The sequence below is a fragment of the Bifidobacterium ruminantium DSM 6489 genome (genome assembly GCF_000770925.1).
Lineage (GTDB): Bacteria > Actinomycetota > Actinomycetes > Actinomycetales > Bifidobacteriaceae > Bifidobacterium > Bifidobacterium ruminantium.
This window is the reverse complement of record NZ_JDTK01000002.1, coordinates 191,857-212,754: the sequence shown is the minus strand read 5'-3', so window position 1 is coordinate 212,754 and position 20,898 is coordinate 191,857. Positions and strand designations below refer to the sequence as shown.

Genomic DNA, 20,898 nt, shown 5'->3' with positions numbered 1-20,898 from the left:
TTCTTCAGTCCAACAATCGGGGTGCGGTTCAGCACGGGTAGACGGGGCTCATCCTTATTTCAATAAAACCACCGAAGTGATAAAGTGTGCTTGTTTGTTCACATCGCGGCGCAACACTTGCGCGGCGCACAGAAGCGCGGAATCAAAAGAAGGAATCATATGAGCGAAAACGTCGATACCATTTGCGTGCAGGGAGGCTACCAGCCAGGCAACGGCGAGTCCCGCACTCCCCCAATCATTCAGGCGACGACCTTTAAATACCAGTCGAGCGAGCAGATGAGCCGCTTGTTCGACCTGTCCGAATCCGGATACTTCTATACCCGTCTGCAGAATCCGACCAACGACACCGTAGCCGCGAAGATCTGCGAGCTGGAAGGCGGCGCCGCAGCGATGCTCACCTCATCCGGCCAGGCGGCGAATTTCTTCGCTCTGTTCAACATCTGCAACAACGGAGACCACATCGTCGCTTCCTCCGCCATCTATGGCGGCACGTTCAACCTCATCAACGTGACCATGCGCAAGATGGGTGTCGAATGCACATTCGTAAGCCCGGACTGCACCGAAGAGGATCTTGAGGCCGCGTTCCAGCCGAATACCAAGGCCGTGTTCGGCGAGTCCATCTCCAATCCAGCGCTTATCGTGCTCGACTTCGAGAAGTTCGCGAACGCGGCGCATCGCCATGGCGTGCCGCTGATCGTCGACAACACCTTCCCAACACCGATCAACTGCCGTCCGTTCCAGTACGGCGTGGATATCGTCACGCACGCCACCACCAAGTACATGGACGGCCACGGCTCCTGCGTGGGCGGCGCGATCGTCGATTCCGGCAATTTCGATTGGCTGGCCCACGCGGAGAAGTTCCCGGGCCTCACCACTCCGGACGACTCCTACCATGGCGTCACCTACGCGAAGGAATTCGGCAAGGCCGCATACATCACCAAGGCCACCGCACAGCTCATGCGCGACTTCGGCTCCACGCCGGCACCGATCAATTCGTGGATCATGGGTATGCATCTGGAATCCCTTGGCGTGCGCATGGAACGCCACTGCGCGAACGCTCTGGCCGTGGCCAAGTGGCTCGATGCAGATCCGCGCGTCAGCTGGGTGAGCTTCCCGGGCCTCGAAACGGACAAGTACCATGCGCTGGCGGAGAAGTACATGCCGAACGGCACCTGCGGTGTGATCTCCTTCGGCGTGCCGGGCGGCCGCGAGAAGGTCTCCGCGTTCCTCGACCATCTGAAGATGGTGTCCATCGCCACGCATGTGGCCGACGCCCGCAGCTGCACGCTGTATCCGGCCGGCACCACGCATCGCCAGCTCACCGAGGAGCAGCTTGAGGAAGCCGGCGTCGGCATCGACCTGGTTCGTCTGAGCTGCGGCATCGAGAACGCGGCCGACATCATCGCCGACCTCGACCAGGCCCTCGCCGCCGTGCAGTGAGCCTCATAAGCCTGTAGATAGGGCTTGTATCCCCGCCATTGCAGGGATACAAGCCCTATCTTTATTCGAATTCATCTTCAACCCCTGGATAACCAACTCCTTGGATATCCAGCAGCACATGAAATCCGCTATATGTGGCAGATTTCCGTACCCATCGAAAATGATTTGTCCTATGTGTGGCAGCTCCAGGTACAAAGCCCTATGTTCGGGGGCATAAATCCGGCGATTCCTTCATCTTAGGAGCCATCGACCTGCCACATATAGCGGTTTTGACTTTTCCGGCATCCCAGGATCTGCCACACATAGCGGTTTTCATTCAGCGCATTGATATGTCCAGCGGCCGGCAAGCATGGTGGCAAGCACATGGTCGGGCATGGCGCGCATGGCCTCCGGAGAGTCAAGCGTGCTCGGGTCGCAATCCAGCAGCACCAGGTCCGCCACGTCTCCGGCTTGCAACGTAGTGCGTCCAAGTGCGGTGGACGAGGCGAGCGCGGTTTCAAAGTCCAAGCATTGCTCAGGCTGGAAAGGCTCCCGGTCGGAACTCTCCGTGCCGAATACCGCGGCGGAGATGGCCAGCCATGGGTCCAACGGCGCGACCGGCGCGTCCGAGCCCATAAGCAGTTTGGTTCCGACCTCATGCAGACTGTTGAACGCGTAGGGAATGCCAGCGGGATTACCCCAGAATCGTGTGATGACGTCGCGGTCGTCCATGGCGTGCTGCGGCTGGATGCTGGCGGCAAGTCCCAGTTGCGCAAGACGCGGAATATCACGCTCCTTGAGCATTTGGGCATGCTCGATGGAGCCGTGCGCATGGGTGCGCTCCGCACAGTCGAGCACGATGGTGTTCGCTTCGTCGCCTATGGCATGACAGGCGATATCAAAACCATGTTCGGTGGCTAGCCGCATATACGATTCGATTTGCTCAGGGGTGTAGCTCAACGTGCCGTAGGTTTCCGGGGCGATGCCCGAGTATGGCGTGGAACAGTAAGCGGAGCGGGTGTTGAGTGAGCCGTCGGAGATCATCTTCATCGCACCGACGTGGCCTAGCCCATGACTTCCAGGCAGTTCGTCGCCGGTGTGCCAGCCGTCGTCGATGGCCTGCTGGAGCCGTTCGGGGTATACGCCGGCCTCGATACGCAGGCCGACGAGTCCTTGCGAGAATCGCTCGATCCATGTGTCGATGTTCTCCGCCATCTCGTAGTCGCGCACACCGACCACACCTTTGCCGGCAGCGTCCCGCTCCGCGTTGCGTAGCAGACGAGTCAGTTCATCGGCCGCGCCTGGCCCTTTGTCCAGCTTGCAGTAGGCGTCGAACCACTCAAGCTCTCCGACGAGCCCGGATTCGCCCACATGCACACCCAGGTTGCGCGCGGCAGCGGAGTTCACCCAGCCGCAGTGCATGTCGGCACTTGACAAAGCCACCGGCTGGTCGCCCGACACCGCGTTGATCGCGGCCAATGTCGGCTGGGCGGCATCGGCCCACAGTGAGTGCCGGAAGCGCATGCCGACCACATATTGGTTCGGGTCGAGCGTGCCGTTCTCACGACGTTCATCCAAGTGCCGACGCAACATGTCGAGCGCCTCGTCGGCACTGCGCGCGTCGATCAAATCAAGACGTCCCAACGTGTACGACCACTGCGTGAAGTGCGTATGACAATCCCACAAGCCGGGAATGATCCACGTTTTCGAAGCCTTCTCTACCGACTTTTCCGAAGACCGTACATCCGCAATCCGCCCTTGCTCAATCGTGATGTCGACAGGCTCATTGGACCCCACGAAACACACATTTTCAATCACATACGGTTCGCCCATACATCCTCGATTCAACAAAATGACCTCATTGCCAGTCATAGTATCCTTGCGATGCTTGCGATTGCCACCCTCATCTCAATCGGCTATGTGCACTTTGGGTTTTCGCTATTGAAATGCGTTTATCTACATAGGCAAGAGAAAGGCGCAGTTATCCACCGGTTTTTCAAGGAAGGGTGAATCATCCACTTTTCCACCGTTTCCCAAAAGCCGGTAGACAGCGCAGTGCCATTTCCTCTACTTTGACGCTATGGACAATGGAGTACAATATTCGGAAAACCTCGCGCAGCTGAGGGCAAGGACCATCGAACAATGTCTTGAAGCGCAGAAAAGAACCGGAAGGCGATTGGTGTTCGCGCTCAATACCGCACTGGACCTTCTAGGCATCGAAAGGCCAAGATATCCACGAAACCAGCAAACGGAATCTTCCCTACACGTTCTCGCTTCATGCAACAACGCCCGAACGCATCTTCAGAACATCCACTTCGCACTATGGGAAGGCCCCGTTCTCGAAACAACCACGCATTATGGCAAAATTCATCACACTGACGCGATAACCACTTGGGCGATGCACGCCAATCGTATCCCGCAAGAGGAATTGGTAACGCTCGGCGATTCCATGATGAGGAGGAACGCTCGCTTTGGAACAATCACTCTCGACGAATTCATCGACTATGTAAACCGTCTCGAAAATCTCAACGAATATGTGAGAACAAACAGACAACGGCCGATTCGCGGAATCAACAAAATGAGGCAAGCCCTACGGCTTATGCGCGAAGGCACGGATTCCTCACAGGAGAGCCGTTGCCGAATCACGCTGATTCGACACGGGCTTCCCTGCCCGGAAGTCAATTACAAGGTCCGCTCATCTAATGGGAAAATCGTTTTTCTGGACATGGCTTATCCAGAGATAAAAGTGGTTATTGAATATGATGGAAGGCATCACGCCGGACAGTGGCTCGCAGACAGCAAGCGACGCGAAGCCCTAGAGGATGAGGGCTGGATCTACATCCAAGTGACCGCCGAGAATCTGGCGAGCGAAAACGAAGAACGGCTCCTCGCCGAACGAGTGGCCAGCAGAATAAATCAGAGGCTCAGCAAATCCATCAGACTCAGCCAAAGAATGCCATCAGGAAGAATACATATCCGTATAGCGTCCCTTGCCACTGGGAACAGACGGATTCTCATCTGACAATCCCTATATGTGGCAGATTTGACATCCCCAGGAAACTTAAAACCACTACATGTGGCAGACCTAAGTAGACAATGACCGTCAAACCCACTGATTTATACCCTCTAACTCAGGATTTCTTTGGTTGTCTGCCACATATAGGGAAAATCACTTTCGTACGACGACGGAATCTGCCACATATAAGGCATTTCAAAACCGCGAACGCGACACATCAGTCTTTTTGGCAGGCCGTGGACAACCGCTCGAACGCTTCGTCTCTTTCCACGATGAGGCTGTCGATTTTGCATTTGCCCAGTTCGTGCAACCACTCGTCCGGGTCCGCGCCGGCGAGCGTGCTGGTCTTCAACAGCAACGGCTTGTGACGGCCGATCACCACTTCGTCCGCACCGACGGATTGGACCGGTCCGTCGAAGTGCGCGAAGGACTCGTCAGAAACATCCGATTCAGTTCCGGCAAGCACCGCCGCATACGTGGCATACAGTTCGCGCCGACGGACCGCATACTCGGCATCCGATTCCCCCACACGTCTTCTGCTGTCCACAATGTACGGCATTCCCGTGGTGATGTAGTGGAAGAAATGACGATTGATGGCGTCGCATTCCGACCGCATGACGTCACGCACCACTTTCACGCCGGCTTCCTCAAGGATGCGAAGGCCTTTCCCAGCCACGACGGGATTGGGGTCGATGGAGCCGACCACCACCCGCGAGATGCCGTGGGCTAGAATCAGATCAGTGCATGCCGGCTGCGATCCAACGTGGCAGCAGGGTTCGAGCGTATCGATGACTGTAGCTCCACACATATCGATGCCATGCGCGTCGGCATAGTCGAACGCCATGCGCTCCGCATGCGGACCACGGTAACAGTCGTGGTATCCGGCGGCAAGGACTTCGCCGTCGCGCATCACCACCGCGCCGACCAGCGGATTCGGATTCACCCATCCGGCTCCCTTGCGGGCCAGTTCGAGCGCCTGCTTCATGTATTCCCGATATTGAGACATGTCATCCATGGTCCCAAGCATATTGCACCGATTGCGCTTCACATTCCGAAGCCGACATGAGGCGCCATGCAAATGGACGGGCACGAGTCGACCATCCGTTTCACCGCCGTGCGACGCATACAATATTGGCAGACCGGCAAAGGAACCAGCGAGAGGAAAACCACATGCAGCGCGAAATCATGACGTCCATTCCATTTTTGAGCCAGCCATCCGTCGAAGCCGAGAACACCGAAGCAGATTTGGCCGTGGCTCAGGACCTGAAGGATACGCTCGACGCGCACCGCAACGGCTGCGTCGGTATGGCAGCCAATATGATCGGTGTATCCAAACGCATTATCGCATTCGTGGACAAGGAGCTGGGCGACCGCATCACCATCATGTTCAATCCACACATCACCGCGCGGGACGGAGCCTACGACACCGCCGAAGGCTGCCTGTCGCTCAAGGGAGAGCGCCGCACCCTGCGCTACCAGCGCATCGAGGTCACCTATCTCGACCGCCGCTGGCGCGAGCGCCACGCTGCGTTCACCGGTTTCACCGCGCAGATCATCCAGCATGAGATCGACCACTGCGACGGCGTGATTATCTGACGCGCCTGCACCGCACTCGATACGCCTACTGTGTAGACGGGGTATGGGATAATCGGCGATGGTACTTTGCGTAATGGCATGGTCCGAGAATACTTGGTTTCGACCGATTCGCAGCAGATTTGCGATTCGTCCACGGCCAAGCCGCGTCACGTAATGCGCCGCAAAGCGGCGATAAGTGCGATTCCCGTCGACCGACGTACGCAAGACGCTGGAATTCCAACGTTCTTTAAGGATGGAACACAACATTGGCTGAGTTTATTTACCAGATGATCAAGGCTCGCAAGGCCTACGGCGACCGCGTGATCCTCGACGACGTGACCCTGAGCTTCCTGCCGGGCGCCAAGATCGGCGTCGTCGGCCCGAACGGCATGGGCAAGTCCACACTGCTGAAGATCATGGCCGGACTCGACACCGTTTCCAACGGCGAAGCCTATCTGACCCCGGGATTCACTGTCGGCATCCTGCAGCAGGAGCCGCCGCTGGATGAGACCAAGACCGTCGGCGAGAATATCAAGATGGCATTCGGTCCGATCGCCGAAAAGGTGGCCCGCTTCAACCAGATTGGCGAGGAGATGGCCAATCCTGACGCCGACTTCGATGCCCTGATGGAAGAGATGGGCAAGCTGCAGAACGACATCGACGCGGCCAACGGCTGGGATCTCGATTCCCAGCTTGAGCAGGCCATGGACGCCCTGCAGTGCCCAGACCCGGACACTCCGGTGACCGTGTGCTCCGGTGGCGAGCGCCGTCGTGTGGCGCTGTGCAAACTGCTGCTTGAAGCTCCGGATCTGCTGCTGCTTGACGAGCCTACCAACCATTTGGACGCCGAGTCGATTCTGTGGCTGGAGCAGTTCCTGCACCAGTACAAGGGCGCGGTCATCGCCGTCACCCACGATCGTTATTTCATGGACAATGTGGCCGAATGGATCTGCGAAGTGGATCGTGGTCACCTGTATCCGTACAAGGGCAACTACTCCACCTATTTGGAGACCAAGGCCAAGCGCATGGAGATCCAAGGCGCCAAGGACGCCAAGCTTGCCAAGCGACTCAAGAGCGAACTCGACTGGGTACGTTCCTCGCCGAAGGCTCGTCAGGCCAAGAACAAGGCCCGTCTGGAACGTTACGACCAGATGGAGCAGGAGGCACGCAACAACAAGAAGCTTGACTTCTCCGAAATTCAGATTCCGGCAGGTCCGCGTCTGGGTTCCACTGTGCTGGAAGCCGAGCACATCCACAAGGCATTCGGCGACCGTGTGCTCATCGATGACCTGAGCTTCACCCTGCCGCGTAACGGCATCGTCGGCGTAATCGGTCCGAACGGCGTGGGTAAGTCCACCCTGTTCAAGACCATCGTCGGTTTGGAACCGTTGACCTCCGGCTCGCTCAAAATCGGCGACACCGTGCAGATCAGCTATGTCGATCAGAACCGTGCAGGCCTCGACCCGAACAAGAACCTGTGGGAGGCCGTGTCCGACGGACTCGACTTCATCGAGGTTGCCGGCGTCGAGGTGCCGACCCGCGCCTACGTGGCGTCCTTCGGTTTCAAGGGTTCCGACCAGCAGAAGCTTGTGGGCGTGCTCTCCGGCGGCGAGCGCAACCGTCTGAATCTGGCGCTGACCCTGAAGCAGGGCGGCAACCTCCTGCTGCTCGACGAACCGACCAACGACCTTGACGTCGAAACGCTGGAATCGCTCGAAAACGCGCTACTTGCCTTCCCGGGCTGCGCTGTGGTGATTTCCCACGACCGTTGGTTCCTCGACCGTGTGGCCACGCATATCCTCGCATGGGAAGGCGATGACGAGAACCCGGCCAAGTGGTACTGGTTCGAAGGCAACTTCCAGGCCTATCAGGAGAACCGTGTCGCCCGCCTCGGCGAGGACGCGGCCCGCCCGCACCGCCTGCATCGCAAACTAACGCGCTAAGCACATATGATGAGGCGCCACCTTTCGCAACGAGAGGTGGCGCCTCATCATATGCAGCCATCCCCCGCAGCTAACCGGCCGTTCACTCTTCTCACGTACTCGTTACAAAACCATCCGGCGAAATTTACCGCACGTCGATAGACTCAGTGTCAGTACAAAGCTTTCCAGTGCAGGAGGAATCAGGACCATCATGACGCAGACAGACATGACGCCGTTGCAGCGGCTGACGAAGGTGCTTCAGCTGGGCACGCCCTCAAATTACCGCAATCACACCTATATCAATGGCGAGAGCCTGTACTTCCCCACAGGCCGCGTCTACGGCGGGCAGGTCATCGCGCAGTCGCTGGTGGCCGCGGCGAAGACCGTTCCGCCGTCAAGGCTGCCGAATTCGATTCATGGTTATTTCATTTCGGCCGGGGACATCCACCAGGATCTGCTGTTCGATGTGGAGAATCTGCGTGACGGCCGCTCCTTCTCCGCCCGCCGCGTGAACGTCACGCAGGCGCAGGGTTCGATTCTGACCGCGATCGCCAGCTTCCAGGAGCATGACCAGGAAGGCATCGAATTCGCGGATCCCATGCCGGAGGACGTTCCGGATCCGGACAGCCTGACCAGCGCGAAGCAGCTGATGGAACCGTTCGCGGAGAAGTCGTCGTTCGCCAAGTATTATGCGAAGAAATCGCCGTTCGATATCCGCCATGCGACACGCACCATCATGCTCGGCGCCGACAAGAAGAGCGCCAGCAACGATTCCGGCAAGCAGATGGTGTGGATGAAGGCCGATGGCAAGGTGGACGCGCCGCAGGCCATGCACCGCGCGATGCTGGCGATGGGCTGCGACCAGATCATGCTGGAACCGATTCTACGTAGGGCGGGCTTGAGCATCGCCACCCCCGGCATCTCGTACGCGTCCATCGACCATTCGATGTGGTGGTATCGCGACATCGATATCAACCAATGGCACCTCTACGTGCAGGACACGCCGACCGCGGCCCATGGGCGCGGCCTCGGCTCGGCGAAGGTCTACACGCAGGACGGCAGTCTGGTGGCCTGCATGGCGCAGGAAGCCATGTTCCGCGTGCCGAACATGGCAGAAACGCCGGAGAAGGCCTGATCCTCAGATCTTGGATTTGGTGGCGGCGGCCGCATAGCGATTGCGCTGTGCGGCTTTTTTCATTGCCGGGCTTTCCGGGCCGTCGATGGGCGGAATCCGGCACAGCCACTCCCCCACGATGCCGACAATCATGTTGGCGACGCACACCACGCACGCCACGGCGCATTCGATGATCGCCTGATTGTAGAATTCCGCCTCGCCGTGCGGCAGGCTCATGATGATCTGCCCGCCGTACCAGCCCGCCAAGGCTGCTCCCGCAAGGCCGAGCGCCTTGCACGCCACCAGCGTGCCGAAGGCCTTCTGTGGATCCAATGGCTTGAGCTGCGCGCGTTTGATGGGGTCCTTGGTCGTGTATTTATGGATTTGCAGGGCCATGTACAGCACGGTGATGCCTAGCGCGGCCAGCACCACCGGCACGATCCATGGAGCGCCCACCAAGGGCAATCCCGAGATTTCGCCATATTTTGCCAACCCCATGCCGGCGAGCACGCCAAGCACGGCCGCGAGGACGAAAGACCACCAAGGAGTTCTGCGTACTCTCATAGCGTGTCTCCAATGATCCAATTGTCGGTCAGCATCCCCACCTGCGCGGCGTCCGGCGCCACGGCCAGCAGGAACGCGACTGGATCCCTGCCGAGTCTCGCATCCGGATCCATGTCGAACCAAGGAGCCAGCACGGATGCGTGTTCGCGCGCGGACGGCCATGGCACTTTGCAATCGGGTTCATCCGAGACCACGCCTTCCATGTCCACAAGGTCGAGATCGAGATCCGGCGAGATGGAGGATTCCACCGACTCCAACGCTCCGATCAGTTCACGCGCGGACATGCGCGTGGAGATCTGCATGACGGCGGCCATTTTGTCCGGAAGATCGTCGACCTGGCTGACGTGGTAAAGCGGCGAAATGCCCTCCACTTGGTTGCCGGGGAGTCCATCGACGGCCACGATGGCACGACGGAACTGGTTTTCCGCGTCGGACGATGCGCTGTCCAAGGAGATCACCGCGCGACGGGACGTCAGTCCGGGTCTCACCGCGGCAGCGGCGGCCGCTTTGGAGGCGGCGGTGCCTTCCGGAAGTTCGGCAGGATCGGCGGTTTCGGCGGTATCGATAGTTTCAGGGGAATCGATGGTTTCGGAAGTATCGGCGATGCCGTGCGAATCTTCGGAATCGCGTTCGGCATGCGTATCGGCGGCGCCCGCCGTGCCGGCGACCATCCAATCGTCGGAGATCTCATCGATATGGTCGCGGTCGGACGCCTCATGCAGCAGCTGCGCCACGGAACCCGCATGCGCGCCGCCGAGCTCGGCGTCCGGTTCGAGTGCGAGCCAAGGCCCCAGCACGAAGGCCCGCTGCCATGCGCGCGGATGCGGCAACGTCAGGTCGGGGTCATCGCTTTCCTGACCATCGAAGTCGATGATGTCCAAATCGAGCGTGCGCGAGGTCCAGTGATCGGTGCGTTCCCGCCCATGCGAGGCTTCGATGCGCTGCAATCCGTTCAGCAGCTCGGCCGCGGAAAGTCTGGTGTCCACGGATATTACCGCATTGCGGAATTCCGCCGTGTCTTCCGGCATGCCCCACGCGTCGGTGCGATACAGCGGAGAAACCCCCGTCACCTGCGTCGACGGCAGTCCGTCCACGCAGCGCACGGCGTCGCGCAACGTCGCCGTCACGTCGCCCTGGTTGCCTCCCATGGCGATGACGGCATGATGCGTCCGCCTGCTTTCCCCCGCACCGTCCGTTGTCCGTTCATCGATCGTTTTGCTTGTTTCACGCGCACGTTCCACGGTCACGCTGACGTCGTCGAATGGCACGGTAATCGGCGCGTTCGGCTTGTGCACGGTCACTTGCGTGCGGCGCACGGCCGGAAAATCGAGGATCATGCGTGCGATGTGGTCGGCGAGCTTTTCGATCAAGTCGACATGTTCGCCTTCGATGATGGCGACGATGCCTTTGGCGATCGCGCCGTAGTCGACGGTGTCGTTCAGATCGTCGGAGCGTCCGGCCGCGGCAAGGTCAAGGAACAACGTGGCGTCCACCACGAAGGTCTGGGCCCGCTCATGCTCGAAATCAAGCACTCCGTGTTTGCCCGTAGCGCGGATTCCCGTCAATCGAATCTGATCCATGCCAGCCTTTCCATGCTGTTCCTACGTTTTTACGAATGAATGTTCACGCCACCGCTCACGCGTCCGCGCAGCCACGCCATGCATTGCCGACGGCGACCGCGTCACGGCTTTTCGCCACGTCATGCACGCGCACAGCCCACGCGCCATGTTCGGCGCACAGAGCGCTGATGGCCGCGGTGGCGTTATCCTTGGACGCCATGTCCGGCTCATCCACACCGGCGTCCGCCAGCAGCGCCCCGACAAAACGCTTGCGGGATGCGCCGATCAGCACCGGGTATCCTGCCGCGTTGAACCGGTCCAGAGCCTTCAGAATCGGCAGATTGTGCTCCACTCCCGGCTTGGAGAATCCCAGACCCGGGTCGATGATGATCTGTTCGGCCCGCACCCCAGCCGCCAGCACCGCGTCCACCTGACGCATGAGCTCATCGTAGACGTCCCGTACCACGCCATGTTCGTAGACGGAAGTGTCGGCGTCGGGCACATTGCCCGCGGCTCCGGCAAGCCAGCCACGCCAATGCTGCACGATATACAGGCTCTCGGCATAGTCGGCCACCACGTGCGGCAGCTCGCGATCCAATTGGCCTCCGGACACGTCATTGATGATCTGCGCGCCATGCTCGAGCGCGGCCGACGCCACCGAGGCTCGCGTGGTGTCTATGGACAGCACCGCGCCTTCGGGAGCCAACGCGTCCACCGCGCCCAGCACGCGGGTCTTCTCATCGGCCTCGCCGACACGTTTGGCGCCGGGTCGGGTGGATTCCGCGCCGATGTCGATGATGTCGGCGCCGTCCTTCATCATCGCCTCGCCGTGGGCTTTGGCCGCCGCCGGATCAAGCCACAATCCCCCGTCGGAGAAGGAGTCCTCCGTGATGTTGAGCACGCCCATCACCAGCGTGCGGCGGCTGTCGTGAATCGCCTTCATATCGATCGACATCGGTTTCCTCCCTTGTACGGCATATCCGATTTGCGATTTGCACGGTTTGCTCGTTTTGCTCGTTTTGCTCAGCCCGCCCGATTTGCGCGACAACACGGCGAGACGAGCGGGCTGAATATCACGAATGGTTCGACAGAATCAGGCTCATCGCCTCGGCACGCGTGGTGGCGTCGCGCATGCACCCGCGGACCGCCGAGGTGACGGTGCGGGACTGGGCCTTCTTGACGCCTCGCATGGCCATGCACATGTGGTCGCATTCGGTGACCACGATCACGCCACGCGCGTCGATGCCTTCCATCAACGCGTCGGCCACCTGCTGGGTGAGACGTTCCTGCACCTGGGGCCGACGGGCGTACAGTTCCACCAGTCGGGCCAGTTTGCTCAGCCCCGCCACCTGGCCGTTGGATGGGATGTATCCGACGTGGGCCACGCCATGGAACGGCAGCAGATGGTGCTCACATACGGAGAACAGCTCGATGTCGCGCACCAGCACCATTTCGTCGGTATCCACCTTGAAACGTGTTTTGAGCACTTCCTCCGGCCCGTGTCCGAGACCGGCGAACAGTTCCTTGCATGCTCGTCCGATGCGGTCGGGCGTATCCAGCAGACCCTCACGTTCGGGGTCCTCGCCGATGGACTTCAGAAACAGGCGCACGGCTTGGCGCACGCCTTCCTCGTCATAGCCGACAGGCCCGGCCGCATGGGCGGCACGGGCCTTGTCGTCGAGGAGGGTATCGAAATCGGTATCGCTCATCAGTTGGTCAATCCTGCGCTTTTCTTCAGGTTCTCGGGAATCGGGACCGGCGGAATGTCGGAGTCCGGACGCTTGTCGTCGCTCAGCCAGACCTCGCGCTTCGGCGCCTTCTTGATGTTGGCGAAGATCGCGGCGAGCTCCTTTTCGTTGAGCGTTTCCTTGACGAGCAGCTGACGCACCAGCTCATCGAGGATGTCACGGTTCTCGTTGATGACGTTCCAGGCCTCGGTATGCGCCGTCTCCACAAGCTTGAGCACTTCCTCGTCGATGATCTCGGCGGTTCGCGCGGAATACTTGTGGGTCAGGGCACCGAGGTCGCTCTGCTCGTCATCGGACCACTTGATGGCGCCAAGCTTCTCGGAGAAGCCGTAGTCGAGCACCATCTGGCGGGCGATCTTCGTGGCCTTCTCGATGTCGTTGGACGCGCCGGTGGTCGGATCGTGGAACACGACCTCTTCGGCGGTGCGTCCGCCCATGGCGTAGGCCATCTGGTCGAGCAGCTGGTTGCGGGACATGGAATAGCGGTCCTCGGTCGGCATCACGGCGGTGTAGCCGAGCGCGCGGCCACGCGGCAGAATCGTCACCTTGGTCACCGGATCGGTGTCGTTCATGGCGGCGGCCACCAGCGCATGGCCACCCTCGTGGTACGCGGTGTTGCGCAGCTCGTCGAGCGCCATGCCCTTGGAACGGCGCTTCGGGCCGGCCTGGACGCGGTCGATGGCCTCGTCGATGGCGCGGTTGTCGATGAGCTGGGCGCCGGCACGGGCGCACAGCAGCGCGGCCTCGTTGAGCACGTTGGCCAGATCGGCGCCGGTGAAGCCAGGCGTACGCACGGCGATCATATGCAGATCGACGTCCGGCACGAACGGCTTGCCTTTGGCATGCACCTTCAGAATCGCCTCACGTCCTTCGAGATCAGGCGCTTCGACGGCCACCTGGCGATCGAAACGACCAGGGCGCAGCAATGCCGGATCGAGCACGTCCGGACGATTGGTGGCCGCGATGATGATGAGGTTGGTGTCGTTGTCGAAGCCGTCCATTTCGACCAGCAGCTGATTCAGCGTCTGCTCGCGTTCGTCATGGCCGCCGCTCATGCCGGAACCGCCGCGCTTGCGGCCGACGGCATCGATCTCATCGATGAAGATGATGGCGGGAGCGTTCTTCTTGGCCTCGTCGAACAGGTCACGCACTCGGGACGCGCCAAGGCCCACGAACATCTCCACGAAGTCGGAGCCTGCCATGGAATAGAACGGCACGCCCGCCTCGCCTGCGATGGCTCGCGCCAGCAACGTCTTACCGGTTCCAGGAGGGCCGTACAGCAGCACGCCTCGCGGAATGCGGGCTCCCAATGCCTTGTAGCGGGACGGATCCTTGAGGAAGTCCTTGATCTCCTCGACCTCCTGCACGGCCGCATCCTCGCCGGCCACGTCGGAGAACTTGGTGGTCGGAGTCTGGCCGTCGAGCAACTTGCCGCTGTTCTTCTTACCGCCCATGCCGAGCATGCCGCCCGCGCCGCCCATACGGCTCATCAAGAACCAGAACAGGGCGAAGATGATGAGGAACGGCAGCAGCGAGGTCAGCAGATACGTCCAGATGCTGGTCTGCTGCATGCTGGCGGTCCAGCCCTTGGCCGGATCGGCCTTCTGCACGGCCTTGACCACCGCCGCCGACTGCGCGTACGTGTAGTAGAACTGCACGTTCTTGCCGTAGTTCTTCGTACGGCCGGTGTCCGGGTCGGTCGCGGAGTAATCGCTCGAAAGCTTGAGCTTGACCTGCTGGGTGTTGTCCACGATCGTCGCGTACTCGACGGTGTTGCCGTTGAGGATCTGCATACCATCCTTGGTGTCGATGGTCCGGGATCCAGAGCCTGCGAAGATCTGGAACATGGTCACGGCGAGCAGTGCCACGACCACCACCCACAGCCACGGCGACTGCCAGAACGGACAGGAGCCGTTGGGCTTGTTGCCATCCGCTCCGTTCTTGCCGTTCCTGCCATTGTTGTTGCCGTTATTGCCGCTGTTGCGGCCGAACGGATTGGTGAACGGGTTGTTGCCACCATTGGGGTTATTGCCGCCGCCGTTGCTTGGCGGCTGGTTCGGACCAGGAAAACTCAATCCTGACCTCCTTCATATACTGACGGCTTCAGCACCGCGATCGAATCGAGGTTGCGGTAGCGCTCATCGTAATCCAAGCCGAAACCGACCACGAATTCATCGGGAATCTCACGTCCCTTGTATTTCACATCAACGTCGACCGTGCGACGCGCCGGCTTCTCCAGAAGCGCAAAAACCTCCACGGAAGCCGCGCCACGGCGCTTGAGCTCGTCGACCAGCCAAGCCAGCGTGAAGCCGGAATCGATGATGTCCTCGACGATCAGCACATGGCGTCCGCGCACATCGGTGGACAAATCCTGCCGAACGGTAATCTTTCCACTCGACTCGGTGCCGGATCCGTAGCTGGACAGGCTCATGAAATCCATCTCGGCGGGAATGCTCATGGCCTGGGAGAACGCCGCGAGCGTGTTCACAGCCCCCTTGAGCACGCAGACCAACAACGGATTCTTGCCACGGTAGTCTTCACTGGCCTGAGCCGCGGCATGGTTGATGATGTCGGCAATCTCTTCTTTGCTGATCAGCTCGTGATCAATATCTTCTTGTACGTCAGCGATTCGCATGCCCACCATCTTGACACATGCGAATGACGTGTTTCTGGCTATATGCTGAATATCCGCTGAGAAGATTCACACGCGTCCCGTCATAACCGCGGCAGGCCGGCCACAAACTTGTCGATGGCCGATTTCGCCGCGGAGAGATCGGTGGGATTGTTGACGATTACGGCGAAGGACAACGCTCCGCCGTTGATCCGCGACACATTGCCCGTCATGGAAGTCACATCGCCCAGACTGCCGGTTTTCGCGCGGATCAGACCGGCCTCGCTGGCGTCAAGCAGACGGTTGGCCGCGGTGCCGACGAATCCGGCGATCGATAGACCTTCCGCGGCCGCGGCTCCCGAACCAGCGGTCAAATTGCGCTGCTGCACTTCGAGCAGCGTGCGTGCCGTGAGCTTGGAATCCTCGGTAAGACCGGAACAATTGCGCATGTCGAGCCCCTGTGTGGAGATCCCCTCGCGTTCAAGCACCGACTTGACGGCCTGCACCGCGCCTTCCGGGGAATTGCCGGTGCCGGTCTTCAAAGCCAGCAGCCTGCCGAGCTCCTCGGCGAGCGAATTATCGGAATGCCGCAGAGTGAATACCATGACCTCGCTCAGTGAGGCGGAACGCACGCTAGCGAGTGGGCTACTGGATTGCGGCGCCGTCCCCTGCTCCACGGAGCCCTGCACCGTGATGCCCTGCTCGGCGAGCCGCTGCGCGAACACCGCGGCCGCATCGGCAGCAGGGCTCATGCTCAGCGCCGGATACGACGTAAACTGATCCGGATCGGACGGTGCCGCGCCATTCCAGTTCCTGCCGCCGTCCACCGCCATGGAGGAAGACGGCGCGTAATACACGTGATCGGTATCGAGTTCCGCAATGCCCTGCGGCCAACGGTTCTCCCCGAACAGGGAATCGTCATATGCCAAGGTCACGGAGGTGATGCCGCGCTGCCTCAACGCCTGGGCGGTATCCGCGGCAAGCGTGCCAAGCCCGGCGCGTCCGTTGACATGGTCCGGATCGGACAGGCCAGCGCCGAGCAGCATGTCGCCGTTGCCTTTGAGCACCAGATGCGCGAAGCCGTTCTGCACCTGTTCCAGATAGGTCTGCGTATCCAAGGTGGAACCCATATCAAGCTTGCTGGCGGCCGCATACGCGGTCAGCGTCTTCATGGTGGAGGCCGGCGTGCGGGGCGTGTCGATGTTCCGCTCAGCAATCACTTTGCCGGAAGCGTCCGCAATGGCGATCGAATAATCGCCTCCGAAACCGTCCGCTGCGGATGAAAAGGCGCCGATCAGCGATTCCGCCGCGGAGGCATCGACATTGGCGGAACCGAGATCCGGAACCACGTTAGCCGCCTCGATCGACTGCTTCGCGGCCGCGACCGTCGGACGATCGACCTGACGCATCGTGAGGACGCCCGGAACCACACCGCAGATGTCGGCCACGACATAGCCGACGCACAACGCGGCGGTAACCGCGACGGAAACCGCCACGGTCAACGTCCGGCGGCGCCGGACGGCACGATAACCGTCAATATCGTCCATATCCAGAACACACCTTCCTGTCACACAATCCCGATTTCCATCGCCGCGCCCGCGTCATGCCAAGCCATCGCAGAGCGCGCAACACCGGCATGTCAGCCCTTATGGGCGATGGGCTTCCATTCGGACTTGGCGAAAATCGCCTGGAACGAAATCGGCACGTAGCTCAGCATGTAAATGGGGAAGGCCAGCACATAGGCGAACAGCTCCTTGTTGGTGGCGCCCACATGGTCGCGTTCCGCCACGATGGTCAGCGCGGCAAGACCCATCATGCCGACCACCGACAACACGATGCCGGACGTCCATCCGGTCAGCGAATTCAGCTGGCTCTGCCACGTCACGAATCCGCAGGCGGCGAACAGCATGCCCAGCAGTATGCGCGCGATGCCAAGCACGGTGAACGGGCACAACAGCAGTGTGAAGTCGACGGCGGAGAAATCGCGCTCCCTGACCGCGCGCTTGATCAGCGCCGGACCATAATAACGGAACACCTGCAGGAAGCCCTTGCTCCAGCGCAGACGCTGCCTCCAGCTCTGCGCGAAGGTGACGGGCTGCTCGTCATACAGGATGGCGGTGCCGCAATAACCGATACGGTCGCCGTGCAGCACGCTGTCCATGGTGAATTCCAGATCCTCGGTGAGCAGGTGGAACTTCCAGCCATTGTTGCGGCGCATGATCTCCTGCGAGAACATGAAGCCGGTGCCGCCCACATGGCAACTATTGCCGAGCCACATGCGCGAGGCCGACACGAAACGCGACTCGCGGATGAACCATAACGCGGAACCGGACGACACCCAGTTGTCAGACAGGTTCACGGAATTGCGGTAACTGGTGAGGATCTTGAACCCGGCCTGGAAGCCCTTGTTCATCTCCTCGAGGTAATGCTTGTCGAGCTTGTTGTCCGCGTCGAAGACGAAGAAGGCGTCGTACGGGTCGGACGCGCCAGATTCGTTCATCCGGTCGAGCAGGTAGGTCAGCGCGTAGCCTTTGCCGACCTGCTCCTTGTTGAAGCGTTCGATGACGTGGCATCCCATATTCCGCGCCACTTCGGCCGTATTGTCGGTGCAGTTGTCCGCCACCAGCCAGATGTCGACGAGTTCGCTCGGATAAGTCTGCTCGTGCAGGCAATTGATGAGGTTGCCGATGACGTTGGCCTCGTTTCGCGCGGAGATCAGCACCGCGTAGCGCTTGTCCATCGGCGCGGCGGGAAACTTGATCGGCTTGGCGAACAGCGAGATGACGATGCAGACCGCCTGATACAGCATGCCGGCGCCACCCAGAACGACCAGCACGACATCAAGCACGCTCAGCAACACCATTAACGCCACCTACTTCTCGGATTGTCATCCGGATTGTCATCCGTCTCATGCGATTGAGTCCCGTCCTCTTCCTCGGACTGCGCTTCATCCGCGCCCTCGGTCCCCTGCAACGGTTTGCGTCCGCTTCCATCCAGCAGATGCTTCGGAATGGCGACGGTCTGCGATTCCTCCGCGTTGCCGTCTCCGTCGGACAGGTTGATATTGTACGCCTGCTCCTGCAGGATCCGCACGTCATCGGGAATCGGCACATGCCCGCTCGAGCCCTGCACGGCGCGCGGCATGGTGTGCAGATGCTCGCTGATGGCTTCGGCGCCCTCCACCAGCTTCGACTTCTTCTCCGGAACCGGATCGTCCATCAACGGGGAATCCACCAATTCGTAACGCTTGGTGTAGGTGCGGAAGATCGTCTGGATCGAGGCGACGATCGGCAGGGCCAGGAACGCGCCGATCGCGCCGAACAGCGAGCTGAACGCCAGCACGGCAAGGAACGCCACGGCGTCGTTGACGTCCATGGTGCGCTGGGAGATCTTCGGTGCGAAAATCAGGTTCTCGATCTGCTGGTAGATGCAGATGAACACCACCACGGCGACCGCCTGCCACAGACCGCAGCTGCCCCAAGCGAACAGCACCGGCAGCGCGCCGCCGATATACGTGCCGAGCATGGGGATGAACTGCGAGACCACACCGCAGAACAACGCCAACGGCATCCAATACGGCACATGCAGCGCCATCAGGCAGATCGAGGTGAAGAACGCGTTCAGCACGGCGAGGATAGCGCGAGAGAACAGGAAGGACGAGATCTGGGTCTGGCTGACGGTCCAGACGAACAGGAAACGGCGCTGCGCGGCGGGAGCCATCCACTGGCAGGCCGAACGACGCAGTTTCGGGCCGGCCGCGGAGATGTAGAACGTGGTCATGATCACCGTCATGAGGTTCAGCAGGAAGGAGAACAATCCGGACACCGTGCTGATGGCCGTGCCCGCGAAGTCCGTGACCCAGGAGGTCTGGATGTTCTTCAGGATCTCGCTGCCGAGGCTGTTGATCTCGGGAAGCTTGAAATCCGTGTATTGCTCGACGAAATCGACGATCTGCCTATACAGGTCCGGCAGACCGTTGCACAATGCGATGACCTGCTGCACGAACAGATTGCCGAACAGACCGAACATGGCACACAGGATGATGGCCAACATGAGCAGCGCGAATATCGAGGCGAACGCACGCTTCCAACCATGCTTGACCAGCGGCACCACCACGGGTTCCACGGCGAGCGCGAGGAACAGCGAAACGATGATGTCGATGACCAGATATTCGATTTTGCCCCAGCTGCGCCAGCAGAAGGAGAACAGCACGATGGCGATGGCGATGTACAGCAGCGCCCGTCCCAGCCATTCAGGGGGACGCCGTGGATCGTCCTTCGCGGGGAACAGGGTTCCCAGGTCCCAACGCATCTCGTCGGTGCTGCCGGGACGTCCGGATGATTCCGTATTCGTGTTCTTCTGCCGTTCGATGTCGCTCATGGCTCCTTATTGTAGGCAGACGCCGTGTACGGGCTGGAACCTATTCTTGAAACTATGCTGAACGTTTCAATTGTCATCCCCGCTTGGAATGAACAGGAGCGTATCAACGATTGTCTGCTCAACGCCACCCGGCAGACCGTAATGCCCCATGAGGTGATTGTCGTCGATAACCGTTCCACCGATTCGACCGTCGAAGTGGTCGAACAGTTCATGAAGGATCATCCGGAAGCTCCGGTGAAGCTGCTGCACCAGGATGAGGAACAGGGTTTGATCCCCACGCGCGACTATGGGCTGAATCACGCCACCGGCGATATTCTCGGCCGATTCGACGCGGATTGCATGATCCGTCCGGATTGGGTGGAGGTTGTCTCCGGCATTTTCACCGAGGATCCGGATGCGATGGGCGCCACCGGTCCGGTGATGTACTATGACATGCCCAGCCGCCATTTCGGGCTTCGCGGGGACAATTCCACACGCAAGAGGATTTATAAGGCCGATGGCGGCAGCCCGCTGCTGTTCGGCTCCAACATGGCGTTGCGCGCCACCGCATGGCGGCAGATCGCCGACGAAGTCTGCCGCGACAAGGCCGATGTGATGCATGAGGACATCGACATCTCCCTGCATCTGCTAGGCAAGGATCTGAAAACCGTGTACAGTCCGCGCATGGTCGCGGGCATCAGCGCGCGTCGCATGGACACGTCGCCGTCATCGTTCCTCAATTACATGCGCCGGTTCAAGAACACTTTCAACGCGCATCCGCAGCATTATCGCAAGCATCGTCCGGAAATCCTCCTCACCGCGCTGTATCCGGTGATGCACCTGTTGTATCCGGTGTGGCAGAAGGTGCTGGACACCGCGGATATCAATCCGGCCGAGGCGGCTTGGATCAACGAGCAGATGGAGCTGGCGGAGCAGGAAGGCCGCGAATTGTACGACGACACTCCCACGGATGAGGAGTGGAACGAGAAGCACGAGGAATAGCGCGTGCTT

General features: G+C 60.3%; 17 protein-coding genes. 6 read left to right on the top strand and 11 right to left on the bottom strand.

The window, feature by feature from the left end; translation table 11 throughout:
- Nucleotides 1–159 precede the first annotated feature (159 nt).
- Nucleotides 160–1,440, top strand: a complete 1,281-nt coding sequence (locus OU26_RS02070) for an O-acetylhomoserine aminocarboxypropyltransferase/cysteine synthase family protein (RefSeq protein WP_026646431.1) — start codon at nt 160–162, stop codon at nt 1,438–1,440.
- Between the two features lie 312 nt (nt 1,441–1,752).
- Here OU26_RS02070 and OU26_RS02060 read toward each other — a convergent pair whose 3' ends face one another.
- Nucleotides 1,753–3,252 (bottom strand): amidohydrolase, encoded by a 1,500-nt coding sequence (locus OU26_RS02060; RefSeq protein ID WP_026646433.1) that lies wholly within the window; start codon nt 3,250–3,252, stop codon nt 1,753–1,755.
- Between the two features lie 247 nt (nt 3,253–3,499).
- Here OU26_RS02060 and OU26_RS02055 point away from each other — a divergent pair, with 247 nt between their 5' ends.
- Nucleotides 3,500–4,441, top strand: a complete 942-nt coding sequence (locus tag OU26_RS02055; protein WP_026646434.1) for a DUF559 domain-containing protein — start codon at nt 3,500–3,502, stop codon at nt 4,439–4,441.
- Between the two features lie 211 nt (nt 4,442–4,652).
- Here the strand turns inward: OU26_RS02055 and OU26_RS02050 are convergent, their stop codons facing one another.
- Complete coding sequence (locus OU26_RS02050; RefSeq protein WP_237743825.1) at nt 4,653–5,450, bottom strand: bifunctional diaminohydroxyphosphoribosylaminopyrimidine deaminase/5-amino-6-(5-phosphoribosylamino)uracil reductase RibD; 798 nt, start codon at nt 5,448–5,450, stop codon at nt 4,653–4,655.
- Between the two features lie 155 nt (nt 5,451–5,605).
- Between OU26_RS02050 and OU26_RS02045 the strand changes: the two genes are divergently transcribed.
- From OU26_RS02045 to OU26_RS02035, 3 genes are all read left to right on the top strand, one after another.
- Nucleotides 5,606–6,031, top strand: a complete 426-nt coding sequence (locus OU26_RS02045) for a peptide deformylase (protein WP_026646436.1) — start codon at nt 5,606–5,608, stop codon at nt 6,029–6,031.
- Between the two features lie 245 nt (nt 6,032–6,276).
- Nucleotides 6,277–7,953, top strand: coding sequence for an energy-dependent translational throttle protein EttA (ettA, locus tag OU26_RS02040; RefSeq protein ID WP_026646437.1), 1,677 nt, complete (start codon nt 6,277–6,279; stop codon nt 7,951–7,953).
- A gap of 190 nt (nt 7,954–8,143) precedes the next feature.
- Complete coding sequence (locus tag OU26_RS02035; protein WP_026646438.1) at nt 8,144–9,067, top strand: acyl-CoA thioesterase; 924 nt, start codon at nt 8,144–8,146, stop codon at nt 9,065–9,067.
- Nucleotides 9,068–9,070: 3 nt separating this feature from the next.
- Here the strand turns inward: OU26_RS02035 and OU26_RS02030 are convergent, their stop codons facing one another.
- From OU26_RS02030 to OU26_RS01990, 9 genes are all read right to left on the bottom strand, one after another.
- Nucleotides 9,071–9,610, bottom strand: a complete 540-nt coding sequence (locus OU26_RS02030; protein WP_026646439.1) for a DUF3180 domain-containing protein — start codon at nt 9,608–9,610, stop codon at nt 9,071–9,073.
- A complete protein-coding gene (folK, locus tag OU26_RS02025; RefSeq protein ID WP_026646440.1) occupies nt 9,607–11,190 on the bottom strand; it encodes a 2-amino-4-hydroxy-6-hydroxymethyldihydropteridine diphosphokinase in 1,584 nt (527 codons plus the stop codon). Before folK ends, OU26_RS02030 begins: the two co-directional genes overlap by 4 nt.
- 55 nt (nt 11,191–11,245) lie before the next feature.
- Nucleotides 11,246–12,124, bottom strand: a complete 879-nt coding sequence (gene folP / locus OU26_RS02020) for a dihydropteroate synthase (protein WP_026646441.1) — start codon at nt 12,122–12,124, stop codon at nt 11,246–11,248.
- A 118-nt stretch (nt 12,125–12,242) separates the two neighbouring features.
- The gene (gene folE, locus OU26_RS02015) at nt 12,243–12,878 is read right to left on the bottom strand and encodes a GTP cyclohydrolase I FolE (RefSeq protein ID WP_026646442.1); all 636 of its coding nucleotides are present in this window, start codon (nt 12,876–12,878) and stop codon (nt 12,243–12,245) included.
- Nucleotides 12,878–14,992 carry an ATP-dependent zinc metalloprotease FtsH gene (gene ftsH, locus OU26_RS02010; RefSeq protein WP_026646443.1) on the bottom strand — a complete coding sequence of 705 codons (2,115 nt, stop codon included), beginning with the start codon at nt 14,990–14,992 and terminating at the stop codon, nt 12,878–12,880. The genes folE and ftsH overlap by 1 nt, the downstream gene beginning before the upstream one ends.
- Nucleotides 14,989–15,552: a hypoxanthine phosphoribosyltransferase gene (hpt, locus tag OU26_RS02005; RefSeq protein WP_026646444.1), complete on the bottom strand. Its 564-nt coding sequence runs from the start codon at nt 15,550–15,552 to the stop codon at nt 14,989–14,991. The genes ftsH and hpt overlap by 4 nt, the downstream gene beginning before the upstream one ends.
- Nucleotides 15,553–15,632: 80 nt before the next feature.
- Nucleotides 15,633–17,075: a D-alanyl-D-alanine carboxypeptidase/D-alanyl-D-alanine endopeptidase gene (gene dacB, locus OU26_RS02000; protein ID WP_033498817.1), complete on the bottom strand. Its 1,443-nt coding sequence runs from the start codon at nt 17,073–17,075 to the stop codon at nt 15,633–15,635.
- Between the two features lie 92 nt (nt 17,076–17,167).
- The gene (locus OU26_RS01995) at nt 17,168–18,391 is read right to left on the bottom strand and encodes a glycosyltransferase family 2 protein (RefSeq protein ID WP_026646446.1); all 1,224 of its coding nucleotides are present in this window, start codon (nt 18,389–18,391) and stop codon (nt 17,168–17,170) included.
- Nucleotides 18,391–19,908, bottom strand: a complete 1,518-nt coding sequence (locus tag OU26_RS01990; protein WP_026646447.1) for an AI-2E family transporter — start codon at nt 19,906–19,908, stop codon at nt 18,391–18,393. The genes OU26_RS01995 and OU26_RS01990 overlap by 1 nt, the downstream gene beginning before the upstream one ends.
- A gap of 54 nt (nt 19,909–19,962) precedes the next feature.
- Between OU26_RS01990 and OU26_RS01985 the strand changes: the two genes are divergently transcribed.
- Nucleotides 19,963–20,889 (top strand): glycosyltransferase family 2 protein, encoded by a 927-nt coding sequence (locus tag OU26_RS01985; RefSeq protein WP_026646448.1) that lies wholly within the window; start codon nt 19,963–19,965, stop codon nt 20,887–20,889.
- Nucleotides 20,890–20,898: the final 9 nt, after the last annotated feature.